Here is a 26,015-nt window from a genome sequence, read left to right as displayed (position 1 = left end):
CTACCTTTCTTTATCTATTCAAACGGTATGGCCGCTGATGACCATTTCTGAAGTGCCTCGGTAAAGGTTGGCTGAGGCGGGGGCGATTGCTGATGAAATATCAGACTGAATCCGGGGCTAGCCCCACAGCAGCGGCGGCATACGTCCGCATGTCGACAGAGCATCAGCAGTACTCCACTGAAAACCAACTCGACACCATTCGCCTGTACGCCGCAGCCCATTCGCTCGAAATCATCAAGACCTATACCGATGCAGGCAAAAGCGGCCTACGCCTTGAAGGCCGAGATGCGCTAAAGCAGTTGTTTGATGATGTAGAAAGCGGGCGGGCGACTTTCTCAACCATCCTGGTCTACGACGTCAGCCGGTGGGGGCGATTTCAAGACCCTGATGTCAGTGCCAGCTATGAAGTCCGCTGCCGGCAAGCTGGCGTAACTGTCCAGTACTGCGCTGAGCAGTTCACCAATGACGGCTCACCTGTATCCAACATCATCAAAAGCGTGAAACGGATGATGGCTGGCGAGTACAGCCGCGAGCTGTCCGTCAAAGTATTCGCCGGTCAGTCACGCCTGATTGAGCTGGGGTTCCGGCAGGGCGGCCCAGCGGGGTTTGGCCTTCGTCGGCAACTGATTGATGCCGCAGGCTCGGTGAAAAACCAGCTGGGGCAAGGCGAACACAAAAGCATCCAGACCGACCGCGTAATCTTGGTGCCGGGGCCAGAAGATGAAGTTGAAGCTGTTCAGTGGATTTACCGGCTTTTCGTGGAAGAGGGCAGATCTGAGCGCGAAATCGCTGACTGGCTTAATGGCCGGGGCATCCTCACTGATCGTGCCAGGCCCTGGTCTCGCGGCACTGTCCACCAAGTACTGATCAACGAAAAATACATCGGCAACAACGTCTGGAACCGCACCTCATTCAAGCTAAAGCAGGAGCATACCCGCAACCAACCCAACCAGTGGGTGCGGGCCGATGGCGCCTTCCAAGCAATTGTCAGTCCCCTTCTGTTTAAAGCAGCCCAAGAAATTATTCAGACGCGGTCGTATCGCCTGCCCGACGAAGAAATGCTTCAGCGGCTCAAAGATATCTACCAGCGTCATGGCTACTTATCAGGGTTGATCATTGATGAAGCCGAGGGTTGTCCTTCCAGCAGCGCCTACCAACATCGCTTTGGTAGCCTTCTGCGCTGCTATTCACTGATCGGCTATACCCCTGACCGTGACTACCAGTACATCGAAGCGAACCGACGTCTTCGAGAAATGCACCCACTGCTGCTGGAGCAGACCATTACCAAAATCGCCGACGTTGGGGGCAGGGTGGACGTCGACCCGACAACAGACTTGATACAGGTAAACCAGGAGCTGCTGGTCTCACTTGTGCTGTGCCGGTGCCAACTATCAACCACTGGCGCAAAACGCTGGAAGATCCGGTTTGACCTGGGGCTGTGCCCAGATATCACGGTTGCAGTTCGGATGGCCCCTGGTGAAGAGGCAGCCCTGGACTACTACGTTCTACCGACTGTCGACATGTCCTCACCACATGTTCGACTGGCCGAGAGCAACCAGGCCAGCCTGGAGATTTATCGGTTCAATACCCTGGACATTCTTGCCGAGTTATCCCGTCGCTCCGCTTACCGGAGGGCCGCCTGATGCCACGCCATGGGCATGCGCGTACTGAGCTTCATGTCGCTGAAGCATCCACCGTCCAAAGAATTCCACTGGAACAGATTCGCGTGCTGAATCCACGCGTCCGCAACAGGCAGGTTTTTGCCCGCCTTGTGGAGAATATTGCAGCTCTCGGTCTGAAGCGCCCGATAACTGTGACGCCAACAGCGCGTGGGTCTGAAGCAGCATTTGAAATTATCTGTGGTCAGGGCCGATTCGAAGCATTCCAGGCGCTGGGAGAAAAAAGTATCCCCTGCATAGTCGTCAGCGCGAACGAAGCGGATCGCTTTCTCATCAGCCTGGTCGAGAATCTGGCTCGACGAAAGCATTCGAACAAAGACCTCTTGTCATCCATTCAGGTGCTATCAGAGCGCGGCTATTCACCAAGAGAAATCGCAGAAAAGACCAGCCTCGATGTGGCGTACATAAATGGCATCCTCATGCTCTTACGTCAGGGTGAGGAGCGCCTGATTGCTGCGGTCGAGAAGGGCTGGCTACCAATTAAAGTCGCTACCGAAATTGCTCGTGCCAATGACTCTGAAGTCCAACAGGCCATGGTCGAGGCATACGAAACCGGCGTACTCAAAGGTGATCAGCTGATTCGAATTCGTCGGCTGATTGACCGGCGCAAAGCCATGGGGAAGCGTTATGGGCAGCAACATCATTCTGAACGGATGACTACGCCGCAAAAGCTGCTCAATGCCTATCAAGCGGAGGTTCGACGCCAGCGAGTCATGATCAAGAAGGCCGACATCAATGAACAACGCCTGCTCATCATGGTGACCGCTCTGCGCCAACTACTCGCTGATGACTATTTCTGCACGCTACTACGTACTGAAGACATCCAAGATATGCCCAAGCCGCTGGCAGATCGCATCCATGGAGAGGTGAGCTGATGGGCCAGGTGAAGCAGGCGTTCAAGTCAGAAATCCTTTCAATCCCACTGGATCGAATTCTGCCGACTCGTAAGCTCGATAAGGAAATCCACGGCAGCAAAAAATTCTGCACTATCAAGAGCTCAATCCGCGAGCTGGGTGTGATCGAGCCCCTTGCCGTGCACCCAGAGCCCGTCATGGCTTCTGGGGTTCCATCCTACATTCTGCTCGATGGCCATTTACGTTTGGAGGCACTCAAGGCTCTGGGTGGGACTGAAGCCCTGTGTCTGATTTCAACCGACGACGAAGGCTTTACGTACAACCGACAGATCAACCGGCTAACCCCGGTACAGGAACACAAGATGATCCTGGCGGCCATCAAGAAAGGAATCGAGCCCTCTCGGATAGCGCAGGTACTGGGGGTCAACGTTGACCGTATTCATGAGCGCCAGAATCTTCTGAATGGCATTGCCCCCGAAGTGGTGGAAATGCTCAAGGTTCGGATGGTCGCTCATGATGTCTTCCGCGTTCTGCGCAAAATGAAGCCCATGAGGCAAATTGAAACCGTCGAGATGATGATCTCGGCCAACTGCTTCACCCAGAGCTATGCGCGCATGGTACTGGCCGCCACCAGGCCGGAAATGCTCGTCGAAAAGAAAAAGAAAGCCGCCAACGAAGCCAGCAGCATCGACATTGCCCGTATGGAACGGGAAATGGAGAACCTTCAGCATGACTACAAGCAGGTCGAGGATACGCTGGGGGAGACCATGCTTGTCCTGGTCGTCGCCAAAGGCTATCTGGCTCGGGTACTTCGCAACGAGGCAATCGCCGGCTACCTACAGCGTCATCATGCCGACCTATTGGAGGAGCTTGTCTCTATCATGGAGTCCGTCAGCTCTGATGCGCGGCACCTTGAGCGGGAATAGTCATTCGGCCAAGACTGCATCGATATGCTCGCACCAGATTAAAAGACAGGATCATTGGATGATCGGCATGGCATCAAAAGGAACCGAATCGCCTAAGCGGGTTACACTATCAACACAAACAGGTAGGTAACCATGGCCAGCGGCGAACATCTCAAAGCACTACTGCGCTCGCATATCAAAGGCGACGACAGCCATTTCTTGGCCGTCGCTATGCAGCTGGCCGCGCATGAGGCCAAACAAGGCCATGGGAAGCTCGCGGATGACCTGCGTGCGCTCATTGACTCTGCGAAATCTCGCTCCAAGCAACTACCCAATAGGCAGCCGGTTCCGATTGGCCAGCCAAAGGGAGAGCTCAGCAGCCTTCTATCCGTTGCCCTTCCCCATACACGCTTCTCTGAAATGATCCTTGATGACGGGACACATCAGAGGCTTGCCCGGATCATCAGCGAACAGCGCAATTTCGAGAAAATCAGAGCTCACGGTCTTTCCCCCAGACGAAAGCTCCTTCTGGTTGGCCCACCAGGCACAGGTAAGACCATGACGGCATCGGCTCTCGCCGGTGAGTTAGGGATCCCTCTCTACATAGTCAGGCTCGACAGCTTGATCACTAAGTTCATGGGTGAGACTGCTGCCAAACTGCGCCAGATTTTCGATGCAATCCGAGACACTCGCGGCATCTATTTTTTTGACGAGTTTGATGCCATTGGCTCCCAACGTGGTTTGGCCAACGATGTCGGTGAAATCCGCCGTGTACTCAATAGCTTCCTTCAGATGATTGAGCAGGATCAGTCTAATAGCCTGATCATCGCCGCAACCAATCACCCGGAAATTCTTGACTATGCGCTATTCCGACGGTTCGACGATGTCATTGAGTATGGGCTTCCCAATCACGAGCAAATTAAAGCGGTATTGAAGAATCGGCTCGTTAATTTCGCGAAGCCCATCAAGCGCTGGGACAGTCTGTGTAAAGTTGCTGAAGGTCTCAGCTATGCAGAACTGTCGCGAGCAGCTGACGACACCATCAAAGATGCGATCATCCATGATCGCGCCAGTATTTCGGCAGATGACGTGGTGAAGAACCTTGAGGAGCGCAAGGCTTTCCACGGGAGACAGCGCTCATAAGGCAGTGAAGCCACACAATGGCAGACCAGAACGCAGGACAGCGTCCACACTTTCTTTTTCAGGGAACTGGCAAGGCTGAGCGATTCCAATCTACCGCAGCTGGTGGTGGGGAAAAGCGCATACCACCGCAAGACAGAGCATCCCATGGTGCCGCGCTACTCGGACAGTTAGGCCACATTCGCCAGGACATCGGGAAAGCTGTTCAACTTCAGCGCCAGGCAGGCATCGAAGCCGGTCTAGGGCTTCAAATTGAATTCAAAAGCCAGCCGAGTATTGAGCTCGCTTTTGAAAGTTTGGCTCGCAGCAGACAGCACATCGAACTGCTCAATGTCCGCCATGACGAGGCAGCACAGACTACATTTGCCACCGTTTTTGTCCCCGATGGCCAACTGAAAACCTTTGAGAATCTGGTTACTCAGTACCTCGAAAATGACACAGGCAAGGGGCAACCCCGCAATGCCCCGCTGTTGAATACTATTCAACAGATCCGAGTTGCGACGTTTGAAGCGCTGTGGACAGACGATAAGTCCGCACTACCAGCAGATGCTGAGCAATCTCTCTGGTGGGAGTTCTGGCTTCCAGTTAGAGACGACCGAGAGTCTGTGCTCCAGCGCTTCCGGTCTACCGCCGAGGCATGCGGTTTCAAAATATCCCAGCATGTTCTGTACTTCCCTGAACGCACAGTAATTAACGTTCATGGCACGCTTGCCCAGATCACTCAATCGATGGCGCTGCTGAACGAAGTTGCGGAAATTCGCCGGGCCAAGGAAACGGCTGAGTTCTTCGATGCGCTGGAGCCCAATGAGCAGCGCCAGTGGGTCGATGAGCTGCTCGCGCGCACGACCATAGCCGACAACGTCTCGGTGCATATCTGCTTACTTGATACAGGAGTGAACGCTGGTCATCCCCTGCTCGCACCAGGCATCGATGTACAAGACCTCCACACCATTAACACGGAGTGGGGGGCTCACGACAATCACGGGCATGGAACAGGGCTAGCGGGTGTAGCTCTGTATGGTGACCTCGTAGGCCCACTTACTGACAGTGGGCCAGTGGCGATTAATCATCGATTAGAGTCGGTCAAGGTTCTACCTGCTGCGGCAGGGAATCAGGATGAGCCCTTTGGTGCACTGACCATCCAGGCAATAGCTGAGCCCGAATTTGCCCAGCCAGAACGCAAGCGCATTTTCAGCATGGCCATCACCAGCACTGACGGTCGTGATCGGGGTCGGCCCTCAGCTTGGTCTGCGACAGTGGATGCATTAGCGTTCGACGTATTGGGCGAGCGGCTCACCCCTCGTTTAATCATCATCTCCGCAGGTAACGCAGATGAAAGTGAGTACCTGAATTATCCTGCCAGTAACCTCACCGACGCCGTTCATGATCCCGGCCAAGCTTGGAATGCCCTTTGTGTTGGTGCATACACTCAGAAGGCCAGAATCGATCCTCCCAGTCCTGGTTATCAACCACTGGCACCTGCCGGCAGTCTGAGTCCGTTCAGTACCACATCACTTAATTGGACAGGCTCACCCTGGCCACTCAAACCTGATGTGGTGTTCGAGGGAGGAAACCTGGCCAAGGATTCTCAATGGGCATGTACACATTCATCCCTGTGCTTGTTGACCGCCAACCACCAGCCTCATAAAAGTCTCTTCTCGACCACTTGGGCCACCAGCGCAGCCTCAGCCTTAGCTGCACGCATGGCGGCCCAGATACTCGCGGCCTATCCGCAATTATGGCCCGAAACAATTCGCGCTCTGATGGTTCACTCTGCGGAGTGGACGGAGCGTATGCAGCAAGATTTTTTGACCGGGGCCAAGAAGGCAGACTATGCCGGGCTGGTTAGAACCTGCGGCTTTGGTGTACCCGACCTGGGGCGAGCGCTCTGGAGTGCAGCGGACTCACTGACATTGATTGTTGAGGATGAGCTCCAACCCTTCATGAAGCAGGGCCCGAAGAGCCCTACAGCACGAGATATGCACCTGCATCTTTTGCCATGGCCTAAACAGGAACTCCTTGACCTAGGCGAAACTGACGTGGAGATGCGCGTCACCTTGTCCTACTTTGTTGAGCCGAACCCAGGTGTGGCCGAGCGCGGTGTCAAAGGGCGGTATCGCTACGAATCGCACGGGCTTCGCTTCGAAGTCAGTCGTCCAGGCGAAGATGAAACGGATTTCCGCCAACGTATCAATCAGCGCGCTCGGGATGAAGAAGAGGGTATTTACCAGGGGGGCGGCTCTGATACACGCTGGCTACTCGGCACTCGCTCCCGCCATCGCGGATCACTGCATTCGGATATCTGGAAAGGTACAGCAGCCGACTTGTCCGGCCTGGGTATGCTCGCGGTTTATCCCGCCTTGGGCTGGTGGAAAACCTTACTGAAGGAAAACCGGGTCAACAATCGCACCAGATACAGCTTGGTGGTATCGATCAAGACGCAGCAAACCGACGTCGATCTGTACAATGCAATTGAAACTCAGATTGCTGTTCCGGCACTTATTGAAACCTAAGCCCATCGAATGACGACTCAAGGGCCCTGAGGAATTTATGTCCAAACTCGCTGAATACCGTGCTCTCGAAAAATCCCTGCAAGAGCAACTGGCTCAACTTGATGCCTTGAAGAACGACGAAGCCCTGAAGCATGAAATGGCTTTCGAAGACAAACTGCGCAGCTTGATGGCCGAATACGGAAAATCCCTGAAGGACATCATCGCGATCCTGGATCCGCAAGCTCGCACCTCCCAGGCTAAATCGGTAACCACCAGCGGTCGCCGTGCTCGCCAGACAAAGGTCTATCGCAACCCCAATAACGGCGAGGTTGTCGAAACCAAGGGCGGCAACCATAAGATCCTGAAACAGTGGAAAGAGCGGTACGGGGCTGAAGCTGTTGAAGGCTGGCTTCAACGCTGATCTGCGAATCTAGGGCCTACCTCAACCGAGATAGGCCCCACACAGTGCCGCTAGGCCTGCATCCGAAATCACCTAAAAGCTCGGCTCTCTGCCTCGGGAAACCATTAAATGATCACCCTTGATCTCAGCAGGAACGACGCAGAAGCACTCCTGCACCACTGCAAAGAATTCAAACCCCAGAGCGGCGACCAACGCCATGACTCTCGGCTAGAGGATGCGCTAGCAGAGCTGGCTGAGGCTATTGAGGCCCACTTCGCTGAGGACAGTCGCACCTAGCCATCAAACTAGGAGCTGCTGATCTTTGTTTACCGCAAGCAGAATAAGCCCTGCCCCAGACTCGCCATTACAGCTATTCGAATGAAACTGCTCAACACCTACGACGACCGCGATGAAGCGGAAGCAGCCGCTGAACGGATCTCCGGAGAAAAACGCCTGGCAAGTGAGCGCGACTCAACCGTCGTGATCTACAACCTGTTCGGCATGCCCACTTGGGGGAATTTCCACAGGCTAGGAATGTACAACCTCGGTGAACTGAAGCTGCTGCTGGATCGACGCGCTGCCTGGCAACCCGCCGATCAGGCCCGACATGCTGAGATCATGAGTACGCTGACCATCGTGGCCAAGAACTTTCAGATCGAAACTCCTCCACACTGGCTCTGATCCCTGATGCAAAAAGCCCCGCTGCTCATCGCAAACGGGGCTTTTTCAGTCTCAAGTAGGTATGCCCTATTCAAACTCCGCCGAACTAAATTTCAAGACGTTGCAGTTTTCCTTAACGGCGCGCTGCAATCCATCCTCGAAGCCAGCCTTGCTGGTCGCCTGAATCTCAACAGAGATCTTCACATCCACACCCAACTTGGCAGTGAACTGCTGCACGACCTCGTCAACAAGCAACGCAAAGTCCATCTTTGCCTTCACAGGATCTAAGCTGGTGGACGCATAGAACTGGGTGGCCAGGGCTTTGCTGATCTCTTCAACCGGATCATTTGTGCCACTGCTCCCGCCCTGTGGCTCAGGCTCAGCGCCACCATCTCCCGTCGAGTCCGGCTTATGCGCGTCGCTCTCTTCCTGAGTTTTGCGTCTGGCCAGCTCAGCCTCTTCCTTCTCCTTCCGAAGTTTTTCGGCATAGGAAGCAGCTGTTGATGGCTCAATGATCTCGCAAGCATCCAGGGTAACCAGGGCGGACTTGGCGAAGACAAAGCCCAGGTAGCGATCACCATCCTTACCTTGGGCAACGCCGAAGAAATCACCGCTCTCCAAGCCAACACTCAAGGTGTTAAGAAATACAGTGCTGTCACGCAGGCGGGGGAGGTACAAGTAGCAGCAACTCTTCTGCCACACCTCCTGAGCAACCACTTCCTTGACATCATCCTTCCAGAACCAAGTCTTCAACATGTTGGCGAGGTGGTAGGGCGCCCACTCGGTGATCAACAGCTCATTCTCTTTGAGCACCCGCTCAATTTCCTGAGTCAGGTTGGCTGCACCTGGATTGACGGGGAAATGCTCCCACTGAATTTCTGACAAACCACGACCTGCCACAGCTGTCTGGACGGGTGCCAGCAACCACTTATAGGTTTCGCGGATCATGCGCTTAAGCGCTTCCTTGGCCTGATCGAGGCTGGCTGTGGCGTTTCTCGCCATCAGGTTATCCAGGGTGATGCGGTTGTCCTTGTAGTCGTTGACGATGGACTCCCATGCCAACATGGTGCGCACCTGATCCTTCAGTCGGCTGACGTTGTCCTGCTCAGCGGCCAAGAAAATCAGTCGATTCTGCTTACCACGAGGCTGGTCGCCACGGTTCTTCAGGATCTCGCCGGCCTTCACAATGGCTTGGCTTGTACCACTTTTGCTGTACCCCGCATCCGGCGACAGCACCACCAAACGCAGCTGCCAGTCATCCGGTACATCCACGCTGTCGGTAAACACATGGATGCCACCAAACAGTCCGCCGGCAAAGCTCTCCTGGGCCCGCTTGCGAATAGCAGGGAAGACATCTTCCTTGTCCTTGTAGCGCTTCTTGCGCTCCTCCATTTCACGACGCAGGTTCGGGCGCGTATCGAACCAGTAGTGGTTATTGGAGTTGTTCAGGTAATGCAGCTTGTCCAGCAGGCTGCGCAGCGCATCTTTGAACAAACCAACCTGCTGGCCTGGTTGCACAGTGCCCAGCATGATTCGCATCAGCTCGATACCACGTAGTACCTGACCTGAAGTAGTCGGAGCGCTACCAAGGAAAATGGTACGTGCAGTACGACGACAGGCTTGCACACTACCGAGGCGGGCATTGTGATTTTCGATAGCAACGGTCTCGGCGCGCGGGCCGTCGATATCACGCTCCATCACCGGATCCCAACCAGGCGGCAGGTAGTAGGTGACCTCGTTACGCGAATCAGGATCGGCCAATGGCAGACTGCCCGGCATGATCAGCGGATCGTTGTTACCGTCCTTCCACAAGCTGAAGATCATCTTGGCCATCATCTTCAGCACGCCACGGGTACGCTGGAAGTTCTCCAGCGTTGACCAGTCCTCGTACAGGCGGTCAAAGACTTCAGGGTGGATCGGGTAGGCGTGTAGCAGGCGCTCGTAGTAACGGCTTTCCTGAGTTTCCGCAGGAAACTCAGCGCTGTTCGCAATGTAGTAATCGGCGAACGTACGGCACACCTTCTCAGCGGCCAGGCGATCCGAGATGTTGCTAAACAGCCTGCGCCGGACAATTTCGAAAGCCTCTTCTGTACCAACCGGCTTCCACAGGGCCTGTACACGACCGAAGTAATGGGACAGCGACTCCAGAGCACGAACACCACGCTGGCTGCCCGCCTCTTTTTCTGACTCCGGCAGCGAAGCCAGCATCACCGCAGTGGGCACCGCTTTTAGGGCTTCAGTTAGTGCTTGGATGAAGCTCAAGTTGGAATCGAAGGTGCCACCGCTGAGAGCCTTGCCTTCTTCGAACTGACGAATGTAGGCCACCAGCTCGTCGACCAGTATGACGCAGGGGGAATGGAGCTTCAGCACCTGCTCTAGAACATCTTTACCTGGAGAGGTGCCGGACTGATCTGCACTGGCCACCAGTGCATAACCCTCCTCGCCGCCCAGCTGCCAAGCCAGATCACCCCACAGGGTATGAACCTGAACGGAGCCATGCTGAACCGGCTGGTTTGGCGAAGCCTTGATCCCGTCGAGCACGGCAATACGTGCACGCGGCAATTCGCTGACCCCAGCCTTGTCGATAATGTTGGGGATGCCAGGCATTTCACTGGCAGGCACCTTGCCGCTGGCCAAGTGATAAACCGCCAGCATGGTGTGGGTCTTACCGCCACCGAATGCGGTTTGCAGCTGAATGACGGGATCGCCACCTTTGCCCGCCAAGCGCTTAACCACAGAGTCCAGCAGCAACGCCATACCCTCGGTGATGAAGGTGCGCTCGAAGAACAGCGTCGGGTTCTGGTACTCGGGCGAAGCCGTACCGGTGTGCACTCGGGTGATGTCAGCAGCGAATTCAGCCTGAACGAACGTGCCTTTGCGCACATCTTCATGGGGCTCGGCGATCTCACGCCAAGGTTTAAGGGTCATACATGGTCTCCCTGAGCGGTGCGCAGCATGTAGCTGAACTTGTCCTGGATTAACTGCTTACGCGCCTCAATAAACGCTTCGAAATTCTCAAGCTTCCACAGCTCGGGATCCTGAGGGATGAGGTGCATAGCCAGGTACTCCTCATGCTCCTCATCGCTTTTGAATCTGCCGCGATCAAACCACTCGTGCGGCGGAATCGCACACTTGCCGTCAAAACCGTTTTCATCCGCTGTCAGCAGCATGCAGTTGGCAATCTGATCCCGATGCTCGGAGCGATAGCGCAGGATATTGCGCTTGCCACTGTCCGGGTTGATGTCCTTGACCGACTTCAGCAGGCTCTGCGGGAAGATATGGTCAACCTGCGGGCCATTGGCGCCCAGAGCCGGCGAGTAATTGAAGTCGCGATACCACAGGTTGAAGAACAGGTGGATCGAACGGGAACCATAGTACTGGTTGAAGATGACTTCCGGTGTGATCTCCAGGCTGCGGCCATCGGCACGAATCACCCCAAAGATCTCACTGACCACAAAATCTTCGTGCTCTTGGATGTTGCGAACGAGCTTGTCGATCAACTGGTCAGGGTTGCCACCAAAGGCGCCACTCACCAGTGAGCGCAACAAGTACTCAGCCAAACCTGTCTTGGCCTTGAACTGCGCAGGATACTGATAACGGAAATAGATCAGCGGAATGAGTGCCAGGTAGGAGGGCAGGGCCTTGTCGCTGCGGATATACGTCTTGCTGACCACCAAGTCCCGCACGTCCTTAATGGCATCGGCGATCAGCTGCCATTGGGCAATGATCTCTTCCTTGGTCTTACCATCGCGGAATTTTTCTACCTCGTACCGTGCGCCTTTGTTCAGGACGGTCAGGCAGCACTTGAGGACGAAGTCACGATCAAAGTCAAAGCCGCCCTGGTTCAGGTCTTCCAGCAATGCTTCGATTTCACCATCGGCTTCATCCCAGCTGGAGGTCAGCAGGGAGAACAGCAGATCCGACTTACCAAGCTTGGTGCCGCCTGAGTTGGCTCGGATGAAAATTTCGACAATGTCATCCACCCGATAAGCTTCAGGGTTATCAATCCCGTCTAGCTCCTGGAAGGTGATGTTGTCGTCGTTGACGAACTCCTTGCGCACACGTCCCACGTTCAGCTGCAAGGTCATTTGCTCGTCTGCTGACAGCTCTTCAGGCGACAGTGAGGCAAGCTCCTGGGCAATCTGGAGATCAAGCTTGTTGTTGATGAACACCATGTCCTTGAAGCGCACCCAGGGCCAAGTGGCGGAACACTTTTCCTTGAAGGCGAAACGGTAACGAATGTCCTCGGGAGCAGCCATGTCACCCCCGCTGAGCACATCGAAGTACAACTCACGCCCGCTGTAGCTGCCTTTCAAGCCGATAAACAGGCTTTGCAGGCGCTGCTGACCATCGAGCACCATCATCTTCGAGCGCGTGTTGTCCGGCACCCGGTAATCGGTCAGCTTGATGTCGCGGTGGTAGTTGTCGATGAACTTGCGGTGCTTGACCTCTTCACGGGTCTTCCAAACCAGCAGGGTGCTGATCGGGTACTCACGCATGATGGAGTCAAACAGGCGACTGATCTGTTCCTCGCTCCATACGAAAGGACGCTGAATATTGGGCAGCCAGAAGCCACCACCCTCAGATTCGGCATCATTCAGATAGGAAACGATTTTGCGGATCGACAGCTTCCGGTTCTGCATTCGTTACTTCCTTGATCAGATATCCATTTGCACTTGCGTATTCGAATGACCAATTTCTTGGGAGGCCAGCTCGATGCCTGCCCAAGCACCTTGGAGTTCATTGTAAGCGCGGGCCTCTTCGGCCCAGCCCTGACGCTCGCACAAGGTATAGAGACGGTACATAAGCGCGTTCAGACTGGCAGTCTTATCGGGCATACGGGCCAGCAGAGCACCCGCAGCGGATTCGCCATCCTGGTTTAGAGCGCGGATCAGCTGATGGAGGCCTTCCCACACAGCCAGGCGGCTATCGTTCTCCGGAGACCAATCCCGAGGCATTTCGGCCCACTTCAGTAGCCGTAAATCGCCCCCCGCACTCTCCACCACACCGGCTTCGATCAAACCACCAACGCTGGTGCCCTTGGCACGAGCCAAAACGTCGGCATCGCCATACTTGCCCTCGGCCCAGCCATACTGCTCGAACCAGGCCAGGCAGAACTGGGTGTCATGATCGAAGTCATCCTCGCCGATAAAGCGGTTGATCAGTTGCAGCGCCGTCCGCACGCTCATCGGCTTACCGTTGGCTTCAATCACTGCACTGTACTTGCTGAACACCTCCATGCCAGGGCCAATGATGGCCTGGGACAGATCCACAGGAGCAACCGGCGAGTTAATACCGCCACGGGTCATGTCAGCCAGCGCATCTGGCAGGGTGGCATTTAGCTCTCGGATAAAGTCGCGACGCGAAATGGTAGGTGCATCTGCTGTGCGCGGGCGACAGACCAGTACGATGCTGGAAGCCAGCGCATTAGTGCCTTTACCGATCAAGCGCCCCGCACCCTCAGTACGCATTGGCCAGGTACCGGTCAATGCAAATCCAGCCTTAAGTACTGCGGCAAGGAAAGTTTCCCAGCCGGTGCTGGAAGTGCCACCGTCATCCTTGGTTTCTGATTGCTTGAAGGCGTAGTAAATGGTCACCGGAAAGGCCAGATGGGCCTGCTCGGCGAGATTGTGCATGGCAGAGGTCATACCATCGAGGAAGAAAGCCTCGGCTTTGTCCTTGCTGCCATGACGGTAGGGGGTGGCGACCAGCTCCTCGGCCTTGGGTACTGCCAAGGTCGCGTATAGATTGGGAAAGATCGGTCGCAGCGAGCGGCGCAACCAGACATAGAAGAAATCCGATAGGTCGGCGTAGCCGATATTGTCGTAGTAAGGCGGGTCGGTCGAAATCAGTTTGTTTTGGCTGATCACTTGCGTCTGGGCATCCTGCTGAAAGACCTGCCCCTTGCCATCTTCAGGCAAATCACGGACAGCCATAACTCCCTTATCAATAGCAGTGGCAAAACTACCACCCGCGTCTGCGAACGGGTTTGCTTCAGCAAAATCCCAAACCATAGGGATAGCCTGTCGAGCGAAAGTTTCTCGGAATGCGCCACGATCATTCATCCATGAGGCAACGGTCGAACCAATATTGCTGACCTTGCTGATAGCAAACGCCAAATACACCCCCAGCGCCTGCGCATAAGCCGTAGCGCCCGTGCCCCCCTGATCCAGCCCCACCCCATCGTCAGACATCCCAGCGGCCAGAGCATCCTCGCGCACGCGAGTGATGGCTTCTTGCACCAGATCGGTGAAAGTACTCAACGCAACCAGTTGGCGGGGAGTAAATAGGTCACCGAATTTGCCCAGCCCATAGTTAAGCGTCCAAAAGTTACGTGGATCGTCTGGCAGACTAGTTTCTGGCCGCCATTCAGGTTGTGCTTGTCCTGCAATTTCCTCGTGCTCAGCAGTTGGCTCTAAATAAACCCGACCACGAGCCCCCTCGGCCACAATTGCCATCAAACGCTGGCCGATACGATCCGCCATCCCTTCTGCTTTGATGTAGCTAGGCTCAATCGGTGTATCGGACAGCAAACACTGAAAATTCGCTCCTCTGGACAGCTTAGTGCCGCTCTTAGCCGAAGCAGGTGGCGAACCAACCTTGACGGTAAACCGATAGCTGTTCCCCTCAATCACAGGCTCTACGTAGCTTTCCTTGCCTACTTTGCTGGACAGAATAAAGGTCGACGCCAGTGGCACCTCCACATGACTGAAGGCTGGGTTGGGGCTTTTCACGGTACGTGCCCACAGCCAGGCGATCACCGTGAGCTTTTGGCCCTGGTACTGCGCCAGATCCGGGCGTTTGGCAACCATCTCAGCGGTAACTTCAATTTGCGGATACAGATGACCAATGCGCTTCTGCGCTTCTTCACGCATCCAGGCACCATAGCGACGCACATCCTCAGCAAGGCCCCTGGCACCTGACCAGTCCTCGAAAGCATCACGGGTTGAGCGCTTCTTACTGCCCTTGTCGGCATCGATTTCCGGCCCGACCGGCACACGACCAGCAAACTTCGGCGGTATTTCGATCATCGCCTTATTGATGGTTACCGCCACAGGGTTAAGGTCGGACGCGTAGCTTTCAAGGCCCAGCCGCTGCGCCTCAAGCGGCAATGCACCGCCACCAGCAAAGGGATCATGAAAGCCAGGCAGTTTTTCCGGATTAAACAACTCCGCAGCCTGCGGATGTGCCTTATTGAGCTCACAAGTCTCGCGCCAACTCTTCCAGATTTCAGCCCGTGCTCGTTCCAAAACCTCCTCGTTATTGGTGTTCTCCCACTGCACCAACTCTTCGATGATCTTGAATAGACGCTCGCGTTCAGCTGCGGCTTTTTCCTTGTTTACCCCTCGGCCAAGATGACGCTCGAAGCCAGGATCATTGACCATCTGCGCAAAAATCACCGCTCGTGCTGCGGCCAAGGGACGTCGCGCCCACCACAGGTGCAAAGTGCTGGGGTGGCCGTGCCGGATGGATTTTTCACGTGCCGCAGCCGCATTGATGGCATCCAGTGGTAGGGCCACCTCAATCAGTTTCTTGGGGGTTTTAATGGGATACATCGAAAATTCCTTATTTCCAGTGGGTTGGGCGATGCAGGGCAAAGCCACTGGAATTCATCACAGTATTTGGCAATTGGTTTTGACGTAGCTTGTCTTCACCAATGGAGAGGTAACCATTGGCTGCCTTCTTGAGCTGCGCAGATTGGCTATTGGCCGGAAACACCACAATCAACCGCTTGTTCGGGAAGCGCTTGCGTACCTGCTGGATCGGTTTAGTCAGATCGCTATCGCCAGCGATAACATCGCTGGCCCGACGCCCCGGTAGCGAAAGCTCTGGAGCGTCTATCTTTGTTCGCTGGGAAAAATTGCTACTGCTCAAAGGCTGGCCTCTGGTTGAATAGCGCGACCAAGCAGCTCTTGCAGATCGTAGTTGACGCTGGCTACGCCGAACTCAGGCTCAGTCTTGAACGGGTGCTTGATGTAGTAGGGGCCATCGACCTGATCACCGTCCACCAACACGATGGCGAGGATGAATTTCTCGCCCTGGTTGAAGCTGGAGAAGATCTCGTTCTTGGTCACTGTGACGGTAGTGGCGCCCTTGACGCGCCCCTTGACTTCGATATGACGATCATCGCGCAGGGCATTGTCCGGCCCGACAGGTGGGCGGGCGGTGATATCCCAGCCGCACTTCTGTGCCGACACATCAAAAATCTCATGGCCCAAGGCCTTCTCGGCAGTAATGACTGCGTTCATTGCGGCCCATTCAATGCGCGAACGGGCTTCGGCGTCGGCACAGAAGGTAGTTTCTCCTTTACGCTGTGCCAGCAACCCAGCCGGAATCACCAAGGCACCACCCAGGACAACAGGGGTGCTCGATACCACATTCTTCATCGCCTCCAACTCACTCTTGCGCTGGCTGAGGCGAGCGGTAAGTTCATCTACACGGCGACGGGCATTTTCTGGCTGCATACGCGGCTGTTTACCCGCGCTGACATCCTCGCTGAGCTTGATAAAGCGATCCGACCAGTAGTTGATCTCCTTCACCAGGCGCTCATTCACTGCACCCAGAATCTTATCCGCCTGGCGCTCAAGTCGAACCTTCACCTCTTGGTAATGCTCCGGAACCAAATGTTCGGAAGCGTGGTGCAGGGCCAAAGCTTCAAGGTTTTGGGTAATCCATGGAGCTGACAACACATCACCAATCAACTGGCGATCCTCGCTCTCGATGGGAAGCAGGTCTAGGTGAGGTGCCCAGCCAGCGTTGATGGTGTTGCCTTGCTGGTCTATCTCGACAAACTGCAAACGGCGGGAGACAGTTTTGGCCTGAGCACTGCTCTGAGACAGGTTCTCACGAACACTGTGGTCAACCATGAATAGCACCTTGGGTTGGATGCCGTCGTCATTGGGGTCAACGAGAATCGCGCCTTGCTTGAGCTTGCTGCGATGTGCCGAGAGGATCAGGTCGGTGCTGGCCATCATCAACGGATGGCCAGGGTGAATCAGATCGGCCATCGGTTTTCCATGCAGCCTTACATTCTGCTTTTCAAAGCAGATTCGCTCGTACTGCTTCAATACGGGCGTACGGCTCTCGCCGATCACACGATCTCGTTCACGTAGGCCTGCCGGTACATGGCGAATCTCATAGCGACCGGACTCACGAGGGCGCATTTCACCACCCAGCGAGGTGAAAGCCTCAGTGAAGAAGGCGCGGATGAAGTAGGGTTGAAGTTTGCGGGCCTCGGCCTTTTCCATTTCCTCCTTCACTGCGTAGAGGTCAGCCAGGCTCATGTGCTGCTCGACCAAAGCGTTGCGGCGCAAGATTTCCTTCAAGTGGTCGGTATCCAAAGCCCCGTCAATGACCTGAGTGAGCTTGGCACGGGTCTCCGGCGCATCACCGTAGCGAATGGCTTCGATCAACAAATCCTTGAGCGAGATATTGTCGAACGCCTCACCCAGTACATCGAAGACTTTGCCACCTAGGGCTTGCTTCTCGATCTCCAGCTTTTCGAAAAGCTTCTGGAACACTTCCCCCTCTCGGGTCTCGTTGGCAACGATGTTCCACAAGTGGCAGACCTCTGTCTGGCCAATGCGGTGGATACGACCAAAGCGCTGTTCAAGACGATTCGGGTTCCAAGGGAGGTCGTAATTGACCATCAGGTTGGCGTTCTGCAAGTTCACGCCTTCACCTGCTGCGTCGGTAGCAATCAGCACCAGGACATTGGGGTTGTTGCGGAACTCCTCCTGAATCTTGCGCCGTTCATCGCGGTTAGTACCGCCATGGATGGTCACGACAGCCTCGGGCTTGCCCAGCATGTTCCCAATTCGAGCAACCAGGTAATTCAGGGTATCGCGGTGCTCGGTGAAGATGATCAGCTTGCGGCGGCTGCCACTGCTGGTGAACATCTCAGGCGTGTCCTGCAACAAGCAGGAGAGCTGCTCCCACTTCTTGTCCTTGCCCGACTGAACCACCGAAAGCGCCTTCGCTTCCAGAACCTTCAGTGACCAGATCTCAGCCTCAAGCTCGGGAATGGTTTCCGCAGCAGTGGCCTGGTCTACGACCTGCTCCGAATACAGCTCGTACTCATCAGCACTGAGCTCCTCATCTAACTCGTCGAAGCTATCGGGAAGCTCAATCTGCTTCTTCACATGGTATTCGCCCAGCGTGCTGGCCACTCCCTGGCCACGAGCCAGCAGCTTGGTCTCTTCCAGGCGATTTTCCATGCGTTTACGACGCCGCTGGAGCGACTGGTAGATCGCTTCAGGGCTGGAGGCAAGACGGCGCTGAAGCTGCGTCAGGGCGAAGCCTACTGTGCCCTTGCGCTTCCCATCGAGCTGGTCAGCCCGATTCATCTCGTTGCGCACGTACTCGGTGACTTCGTGGTACAGCGCGGCCTCAAGGTCAGACAACTCGTAGTTGGCCGTATAGGCACGGCGCTCCGGGAAGAGGGGGGTGCCATCGAACTTCAGCAACTCCTCTTTCACCATACGGCGCATCATGTCGGAGACATCGACCTTATGCGCCCCCTCACGGAATTTGCCGTAGAAGCGGTCTCCATCCAGCAGCGAAAGCCAGATCTGAAAATCCTCTTCCTTACCGTTGTGCGGTGTGGCGGTCATCAACAGGAAGTGACGGGTGATGGAACCGAGCAGCTCACCTAGTTCGAAGCGCTTGGTCTTATTCACCTTGCTGCCGAAGTAGTTGGCGGAGAGCTTGTGGGCTTCGTCGACGATGATCAGATCCCACTCAGTGTTCTTGAGCTTCTGCTGGAACTCTTCACTGCGGGACAACTGATCGAGGCGTGCGATCAGCAGATTGGTCTCCTCGAAGTAGTTACCTGAGGCGCATTGCTCCTGCTTCTCACGGCTGAAGACCTCGAACTTCACGCCGAACTTTTCCAACAGTTCATCCTGCCACTGCTCCGTCAGAGAACCAGGTGACACAACCAGGATTCGCTTGGCATCCGAGCGCATCAGAAGTTCACGAATCAGCAGCCCGGCCATAATGGTTTTGCCTGCACCCGGATCATCAGCCAGGACAAAACGGAGCGGCTGCCGAGGCAGCATGGACTCATAAACAGCGGAAATCTGATGGGGGAGAGGATCTACGTTGGACGTGTGCACAGCCATCATCGGATCGAACAGGTGCGCCAGATTGATCCGATAAGCTTCCAATCCAAGCTTAAAGTCAGCACCCGGAGCATCAAACGACCAAGGCCTGCCAGCCTGAGCAAGCTCTAGGCGCACCTCGTCCGAGCGGAACAGCATCTGCTCGCCTAAGCGACCTTGGCTGTCCTTGAAGTAGACGGTAATGGCATTGTCGCCAACAGGCTCGACCGTGACGACACGCACTATCTCATCCGCCTGAATCCCCCTGACCTGTGCGTCTTTCTTGATGTCTTCGAGCTTGAGCATTCTTTGATCCTGTTCGTCCTTGGCCGATGCACGCACATCCCAATTGCTGGAGATATTAACAGGGCTAACAGGGCAAATGGCGCCGAAACGCGCGCACCAAAAATCCGCTTTTTTCTCTGTTTGACCTGCACCGATGTACTCGCATCGACACAAATAAAAACCCCGCAAGCCCAGAGACTGCGGGGTTTCAGATCAGCTAGCCGTTGTCGGTTAACTTTGCAGATGTCGGCTAACTTTGGAGAAAGTGCCGATTAACTTCAACGACCTCCACCGAATCAGACGTCCAGGTTGGACACCGCCAGGGCGTTGCTCTCGATGAAGTCGCGGCGCGGCTCCACGGCATCGCCCATCAGGGTGTTGAACAGCTGGTCGGCGGCGATGGCATCCTCGATGGTCACCTTCAGCATGCGGCGCACGTTCGGGTCCATGGTGGTTTCCCACAGCTGGTCCGGGTTCATCTCGCCCAGTCCTTTGTATCGCTGGATGCTGTGACGCTTGGTGCCTTCGGTCATCAGCCACTCCAGGGCTTCCTTGAAGCTGCTGACGGCCTTCTTGCGCTCGCCCTTCTGCACATAGGCGCCTTCTTCCAACAGACTGTTCAGCTTGGCGCCCAGCTCGGTCACCGAGCGGTAGTCATTGCTGGCGAAGAAGTCGCGGTTGAAGGTGACGTAGCTCGACAAGCCATGGGCAACCATCTCGACTTCCGGCAGCCACAGGTGACGCTCGCGGTCTTCCCGCAGGCTGACCTTGTACACCAGACCGGATTTCTCCGCGGCCTTCAGGCGAGCCTGGTACTGGTCCAGCCAGCCCTGCATGGCAGCCTGGTCGCCCAGTTGGTCGACATCGATGCGCGGCAGGTAGACGAAGTGCTCGGTCAGGTCCTGCGGATAGAGACGGGACAGGCGGGACAGCGTACGCATGACCGTGCGGTACTCGTTGACCAGCTTCTCCAGCGCTTCGCCGGACAGGCCCGGGGCGCTTTCGTTGACGTGCACGCTGGCCTCTTCGAGGGCCGACTGGGTCATGTACTCTTCCATGGCCACGTCGTCCTTGATGTACTGCTCCTGCTTGCCGCGCTTGACCTTGTACAGCGGTGGCTGGGCGATATAGATGTAGCCGCGCTCGACCAGCTCCGGCAGCTGACGGAAGAAGAAGGTCAGCAGCAGGGTACGGATGTGCGAACCGTCGACGTCAGCATCGGTCATGATGATGATGTTGTGGTAACGCAGCTTGTCGATGTTGTACTCCTCGCGACCGATACCGCAGCCCAGTGCAGTGATCAGCGTGCCGACCTCCTGGGACGACAGCATCTTGTCGAAGCGAGCCTTCTCGACGTTGAGGATCTTGCCCTTGAGCGGTAGGATCGCCTGGGTCTTGCGGTTACGGCCCTGCTTGGCAGAACCGCCCGCGGAGTCACCCTCCACGATGTACAGTTCGGAGAGGGCGGGGTCCTTCTCCTGGCAGTCGGCGAGTTTTCCCGGCAGGCCGGCGATGTCCAGCGCGCCCTTGCGGCGAGTCATCTCACGAGCCTTGCGCGCGGCCTCACGGGCGCGGGCGGCGTCGATCATCTTGCCGACCACGGCCTTGGCTTCGTTCGGGTTCTCCAGCAGGAAGTCGGCGAAGTACTTGCCCATCTCCTGCTCGACGGCGGTCTTCACCTCCGAGGAAACCAGCTTGTCCTTGGTCTGCGAGCTGAACTTAGGATCCGGTACCTTCACCGAAATGATCGCGGTCAGACCTTCACGGGCGTCGTCGCCGGTGGTGGCGATCTTGAACTTCTTCGCCAGGCCTTCCTGCTCGATGTAGTTGTTCAGGTGGCGGGTGAGGGCGGAGCGGAAGCCTGCCAGGTGGGTACCGCCGTCACGCTGCGGAATGTTGTTGGTGAAGCAGAGGATGTTCTCGTTGAAGCTGTCGTTCCACTGCAGGGCGACTTCCACGCCAACGCCGTCTTCTTCGCGCTGGCAGTTGAAGTGGAAGACCTGGTTCACCGCGGTCTTGTTGGTGTTCAGGTACTCGACGAAGGCACGCAGGCCACCCTCGTACTTGAACAGCTCTTCCTTGCCGGCACGCTCATCGCGCAGGACGATGCCCACGCCGGAGTTCAGGAAGGACAGTTCGCGGATCCGCTTGGCCAGGATGTCCCAGCTGAAGTGGATGTTGTGGAAGGTTTCTGGAGAGGGCTTGAAGTGAACCTCAGTGCCCGAACCTTCGGTGTCGCCCACCGGGCGCAGCGGGAATTGCGGAACGCCGTGGTGATAAACCTGTTCCCAGACCTTGCCCTCACGGCGGATGGTCAGGCGCAGCTCGTGGGAGAGGGCGTTCACCACCGACACACCTACGCCGTGCAGGCCGCCGGAGACCTTGTAGCTGTTGTCGTCGAACTTACCGCCGGCGTGAAGGACGGTCATGATGACCTCTGCCGCGGAGACCCCTTCTTCCTTGTGGATATCCACCGGAATGCCGCGGCCGTTGTCGCGCACGGTGATGGATTCATCGGTGTGAATGGTGATGCTGATCTCGCTGCAGTAGCCCGCCAGCGCTTCGTCGATCGAGTTGTCCACGACCTCGAAGACCATGTGGTGCAGGCCAGTGCCGTCGTCGGTATCACCGATGTACATGCCCGGACGCTTACGTACGGCGTCCAGTCCCTTCAGTACCTTGATACTGGAAGAGTCGTAGGTGTTCTCGCTCATTCTTCACTCCCGATGGTAGTGTCCTGAGAGACGCGCCCATGTTCCACGTGGAACATCGACACCGGCGTTTCCATTCGCCAGCCGTCTTTCAATAAGTGCGGGTCGACGCAGGTGATGAATACCTGGCAACCCAGATCTTCGAGAAGCCGGCACAAAGACAACCGATGCTTCTCATCCAATTCGGAGGGGAGGTCATCCACCAGGTAGACGCATTGCCCGCGTTTCGCCTGGTTGATCAAATGCCCCTGGGCGATCCGCAACGCGCAGACCACCAATTTCTGTTGACCGCGGGACAGGATCTCCGCGGCATTGTGTCCTCCCAGGCGAATTCGCAGATCCGCCCGTTGAGGCCCCGCCTGGGTGTGGCCCATCTGCTGATCACGCAGCAGGCTGGACGACAGCACCTCACTCAATTCGCGTTCCTTGTCCCAGCCCCGGTAATAGCTGAGCGTCAGGTCGTCGAGCTGGATGAGCTCGGCCAGAGTGCGCTCGAACTGGGGTTTCAAGGCCTGGATATAGGACCGGCGATACGCATCGATTTCGTCGCTCGCCGAGCATAATTCCCGGTCCCACGCAGCTTGCGAAGCACCGTCCAGTCTACCATGCCGGAGCCACGAGTTCCGCTGCCGCAGGGCCTTCTGCAGTCTTTGCCAGGCGACCATGAAGCGTTGTTCCACGTGGAACACACCCCAGTCGAGAAACTGCCGGCGAATCTTCGGCGCACCTTCCAGCAAACGGAAACTGTCCGGATTGATCAGCTGCAGCGGCAAGGTCTCGGCGAGCTGTGCGGCACTGCGTGCATTCTGCCCATCGATACGAATCTGGAACTCGCCCTGGCGATCCCGTGAAACACCCAGGCTGCTATCGAAGCCATTCCCCAGACGTACCTGTCCGAACACCGTGCAGGCCGGTTCTTCGTACTGGATGACAGGTTGCAGACGCATGCTGCGGAACGAGCGCGCGAGGCCGAGCAGATGGATGGCTTCCAGCACGCTGGTCTTGCCGCTGCCATTTTCGCCGTAGAGGATATTGATGCGGGGGGAGGGGGAGAAGGTCACCGGGTGCAGGTTGCGCACCGCGGTGACCGAAAGGCGGGTAAGGGACATCGATACGCGTCAGAGGCGCATCGGCATGACGACGTAGGCAGAATCGTCGTTGTCCGCTTCCTGCAGCAGCGCACTGCTGTTGGAGTCAGAGAGAATCATGCGTACCTGCTCGGTACCCATCACACCCAGGACGTCCAGCAGGTAGCTGACGTTGAAGCCGATTTCCAGGCTGCCACCGTTGTAATCGACCTGCACTTCTTCTTCCGCCTCTTCCTGCTCCGGGTTGTTCGCCTGGATCTTCAGGAGGCCATTGGAAAGCTGCAGACGGATACCGCGGTACTTCTCGTTGGAAAGAATCGCAGTACGGCTGAAGGCTTCGCGCAGCACCTGGCGATCACCGATCACCAGCTTGTCACCGCCTTTGGGCAGCACACGCTCGTAGTCGGGGAACTTGCCGTCCACCAGCTTGGAGGTGAAGGTGAACTCGCCGGTGGTCGCACGGATGTGGTGTTGGCCAAGAACGATGGAGACTTCGCCGTCCTGTTCAGTGAGCAGACGAGCCAGCTCCAGGATGCCTTTACGCGGCACGATCACCTGATGGCGATCCTGTGCTTCCGGCACGCCATTGCTCAGCGAGCACATGGCCAGGCGGTGACCGTCGGTAGCCACGGCGCGCAAGGTACCGCCACCGACCTCCAGCAGCATGCCATTGAGGTAGTAGCGAACATCCTGCTGCGCCATGGCGAAGCTGGTGCGATCGATCAGGCGACGCAGCTTGCTCTGCACCAGGCTAAAGGTCAACGAGCCGGGGCCTTCTTCCACAGTGGGGAAGTCATTGGCGGGCAGGGTGGAGAGGGTGAAGCGGCTGCGGCCGGCTTTCACCAGGAGCTTCTGCTCGTCGACACGGATATCGATCACGGCATCGCTGGGAAGGCTCTTGCAGATGTCCATCAGCTTGCGCGCCGGCACGGTGATTTCGCCCGGCTCAGCGGCATCTTCCAGCGTGACACGGCCAACCAGTTCGACTTCGAGGTCGGTACCGGTGAGCGACAGTTGCTGACCTTCGACGACCAGCAGGACGTTGGAAAGAACCGGCAGCGTCTGGCGGCGCTCGACGACGCCAGCGACCAGCTGCAGGGGTTTCAACAGAGCTTCGCGTTGAATAGTGAAATGCATGGTCTAGTCCCTTGCCTCGTGAGGCTGCGTCAGGTGGTCAGAGTACGCAGCAGGTTCTTGTAGTCCTCGCGGATATCCGCGTCGGATTCCTTGAGTTGAGCGATCTTACGACAGGCGTGCAGCACCGTGGTGTGATCCCGACCGCCGAAGGCCACGCCGATTTCCGGCAGGCTGTGGTTGGTCAGTTCCTTGGAAAGTGCCATGGCTACCTGGCGTGGACGCGCCACCGAGCGCGAACGGCGCTTGGACAGCAGGTCGGCGATCTTGATCTTGTAGTACTCGGCGACGGTGCGCTGGATGTTGTCGATGCTGACCAGCTTGTCCTGCAAGGCCAGCAGATCCTTCAGCGACTCACGGATCAGCTCGATGGTGATCGGCCGGCCCATGAAGTGGGAGTGCGCGATCACACGTTTGAGCGCGCCTTCCAGCTCCCGCACGTTGGAGCGAATGCGCTGGGCGATGAAGAATGCAGCGTCATGCGGCAACTCGACCTTGGCCTGCTCGGCCTTCTTCATCAGGATCGCCACACGGGTTTCCAGTTCCGGCGGCTCCACGGCCACCGTCAGGCCCCAGCCGAAGCGGGACTTCAGGCGCTCTTCCAGGCCTTCGATTTCCTTCGGGTAACGGTCACTGGTCAGGATGACCTGCTGGCCGCCTTCGAGGAGGGCGTTGAAGGTGTGGAAAAACTCTTCCTGGGAACGCTCTTTGCGGGCGAAGAACTGGATATCGTCGATCAGCAGAGCATCTACCGACCGGTAGAAACGCTTGAACTCGTTGATGGCATTCAGCTGCAGCGCTTTCACCATGTCCGCGACGAAGCGCTCCGAATGCAGGTAGACGACCTTGGCATTGGGGTTCTTCTTCAGCAGGTGGTTACCCACAGCGTGCATCAAGTGGGTTTTACCCAGGCCGACGCCCCCATAAAGGAAGAGCGGGTTGTAGCCGTGCTTGAGGTTGTCCGCCACCTGCCAGGCTGCCGCGCGGGCCAACTGGTTGGATTTACCCTCGACGAAGTTCTCGAAGGTGAAGGTGCGGTTGAGGTAGCTGGTGTGCTTGAGCGCACCTTCTACCTGCACGTTGCGCTCGCTACGCACGGTAGCAGCGGGCATCGCCGCCGCCAGCGGATCGATCCCCGGGCTCGACTCGTCCAGATCGGCAATGGTCTGCACCGGCGCAGCCTGGATTGACTGGGGCTCGGAAACGGACACCGCAACGGGCGCCGGAGCAGCAGAGGACGCCGGGGCAACCGCCGGCTGCGCTACAGGCTGCACGTTGACCTGGGGCGTCGGCACCAGGGCAGGCCTTGGCGTGCGGCTACGGCGACTGCCGATCAGCAGCGAAATCGCCGGGATCTGGCCATTGCCACGCTCGCCCAGCAGCTCCAGCAGGCGGCCCATGTACTTCTCATTGACCCAGTCGAGTACGAAGCGGTTGGGTGCGTAGACGCGCAACTCTTCCCCCTCGGCCTCGACCTGCAAAGGTCGAATCCAGGTGTTGAATTGCTGGGACGGCAGCTCGTCGCGCAGAAGCTCCACGCACTGCTGCCAAAGTTCCACGGACAC

The 26,015-nt window shown here is 56.7% G+C and carries 15 protein-coding genes and 1 pseudogene; 7 read left to right on the top strand and 9 right to left on the bottom strand.

Going from position 1 to position 26,015, the window contains the following annotated elements:
• Window positions 1-92 precede the first annotated feature (92 nt).
• The 7 genes from LDJ84_RS00080 (at window position 93) to LDJ84_RS00050 (ending at window position 8,151) form a co-directional block, all read left to right on the top strand.
• Complete coding sequence (locus LDJ84_RS00080) at window positions 93-1,643, top strand: recombinase family protein (protein ID WP_226045708.1); 1,551 nt, start codon at window positions 93-95, stop codon at window positions 1,641-1,643.
• Complete coding sequence (locus tag LDJ84_RS00075) at window positions 1,643-2,554, top strand: plasmid partitioning protein RepB C-terminal domain-containing protein (RefSeq protein ID WP_226045707.1); 912 nt, start codon at window positions 1,643-1,645, stop codon at window positions 2,552-2,554. Before LDJ84_RS00080 ends, LDJ84_RS00075 begins: the two co-directional genes overlap by 1 nt.
• Entirely contained in the window at window positions 2,554-3,459 is a 906-nt protein-coding gene (locus tag LDJ84_RS00070; protein ID WP_226045706.1) for a plasmid partitioning protein RepB C-terminal domain-containing protein, read from the top strand. Before LDJ84_RS00075 ends, LDJ84_RS00070 begins: the two co-directional genes overlap by 1 nt.
• Before the next feature lie 132 nt (window positions 3,460-3,591).
• On the top strand, window positions 3,592-4,581 hold the full coding sequence (locus LDJ84_RS00065) for an AAA family ATPase (protein WP_226045705.1): 990 nt from the start codon (window positions 3,592-3,594) through the stop codon (window positions 4,579-4,581).
• A gap of 17 nt (window positions 4,582-4,598) precedes the next feature.
• The gene (locus LDJ84_RS00060) at window positions 4,599-7,091 is read left to right on the top strand and encodes a S8 family peptidase (protein WP_226045704.1); all 2,493 of its coding nucleotides are present in this window, start codon (window positions 4,599-4,601) and stop codon (window positions 7,089-7,091) included.
• A 37-nt stretch (window positions 7,092-7,128) separates the two neighbouring features.
• Window positions 7,129-7,491, top strand: coding sequence for a histone-like nucleoid-structuring protein, MvaT/MvaU family (locus LDJ84_RS00055; protein WP_226045703.1), 363 nt, complete (start codon window positions 7,129-7,131; stop codon window positions 7,489-7,491).
• A gap of 357 nt (window positions 7,492-7,848) precedes the next feature.
• Complete coding sequence (locus tag LDJ84_RS00050) at window positions 7,849-8,151, top strand: hypothetical protein (RefSeq protein ID WP_226045702.1); 303 nt, start codon at window positions 7,849-7,851, stop codon at window positions 8,149-8,151.
• A gap of 66 nt (window positions 8,152-8,217) precedes the next feature.
• Here LDJ84_RS00050 and LDJ84_RS00045 read toward each other — a convergent pair whose 3' ends face one another.
• From LDJ84_RS00045 to dnaA, 9 genes and pseudogenes are all read right to left on the bottom strand, one after another.
• Complete coding sequence (locus LDJ84_RS00045; RefSeq protein WP_226045701.1) at window positions 8,218-11,058, bottom strand: ATP-binding protein; 2,841 nt, start codon at window positions 11,056-11,058, stop codon at window positions 8,218-8,220.
• Entirely contained in the window at window positions 11,055-12,773 is a 1,719-nt protein-coding gene (locus tag LDJ84_RS00040; RefSeq protein ID WP_226045700.1) for a DUF262 domain-containing protein, read from the bottom strand. The genes LDJ84_RS00045 and LDJ84_RS00040 overlap by 4 nt, the downstream gene beginning before the upstream one ends.
• 15 nt (window positions 12,774-12,788) lie before the next feature.
• On the bottom strand, window positions 12,789-15,686 hold the full coding sequence (locus LDJ84_RS00035; protein WP_226045699.1) for a DUF1156 domain-containing protein: 2,898 nt from the start codon (window positions 15,684-15,686) through the stop codon (window positions 12,789-12,791).
• A gap of 10 nt (window positions 15,687-15,696) precedes the next feature.
• Window positions 15,697-16,005, bottom strand: a complete 309-nt coding sequence (locus LDJ84_RS00030) for a hypothetical protein (RefSeq protein ID WP_226045698.1) — start codon at window positions 16,003-16,005, stop codon at window positions 15,697-15,699.
• The gene (locus LDJ84_RS00025) at window positions 16,002-19,538 is read right to left on the bottom strand and encodes a helicase-related protein (RefSeq protein WP_226045697.1); all 3,537 of its coding nucleotides are present in this window, start codon (window positions 19,536-19,538) and stop codon (window positions 16,002-16,004) included. Before LDJ84_RS00025 ends, LDJ84_RS00030 begins: the two co-directional genes overlap by 4 nt.
• A 275-nt stretch (window positions 19,539-19,813) precedes the next feature.
• Window positions 19,814-22,231: a DNA topoisomerase (ATP-hydrolyzing) subunit B gene (gene gyrB / locus LDJ84_RS00020; protein WP_024765012.1), complete on the bottom strand. Its 2,418-nt coding sequence runs from the start codon at window positions 22,229-22,231 to the stop codon at window positions 19,814-19,816.
• 3 nt (window positions 22,232-22,234) lie between these two features.
• Window positions 22,235-23,337 (bottom strand): annotated as a pseudogene (gene recF / locus LDJ84_RS00015) (DNA replication/repair protein RecF).
• Between the two features lie 9 nt (window positions 23,338-23,346).
• The gene (gene dnaN / locus LDJ84_RS00010) at window positions 23,347-24,453 is read right to left on the bottom strand and encodes a DNA polymerase III subunit beta (RefSeq protein ID WP_024765010.1); all 1,107 of its coding nucleotides are present in this window, start codon (window positions 24,451-24,453) and stop codon (window positions 23,347-23,349) included.
• A 29-nt stretch (window positions 24,454-24,482) separates the two neighbouring features.
• The gene (gene dnaA / locus LDJ84_RS00005) at window positions 24,483-26,015 is read right to left on the bottom strand and encodes a chromosomal replication initiator protein DnaA (protein ID WP_038803450.1); all 1,533 of its coding nucleotides are present in this window, start codon (window positions 26,013-26,015) and stop codon (window positions 24,483-24,485) included.

The organism is Pseudomonas sp. HS-18 (genome assembly GCF_020401845.1).
In the GTDB taxonomy this organism is placed as follows: domain Bacteria; phylum Pseudomonadota; class Gammaproteobacteria; order Pseudomonadales; family Pseudomonadaceae; genus Pseudomonas; species Pseudomonas nitroreducens.
The sequence above is the reverse complement of the archived record's forward strand: the minus strand, read 5'-3'. Positions and strand labels throughout refer to the sequence as shown.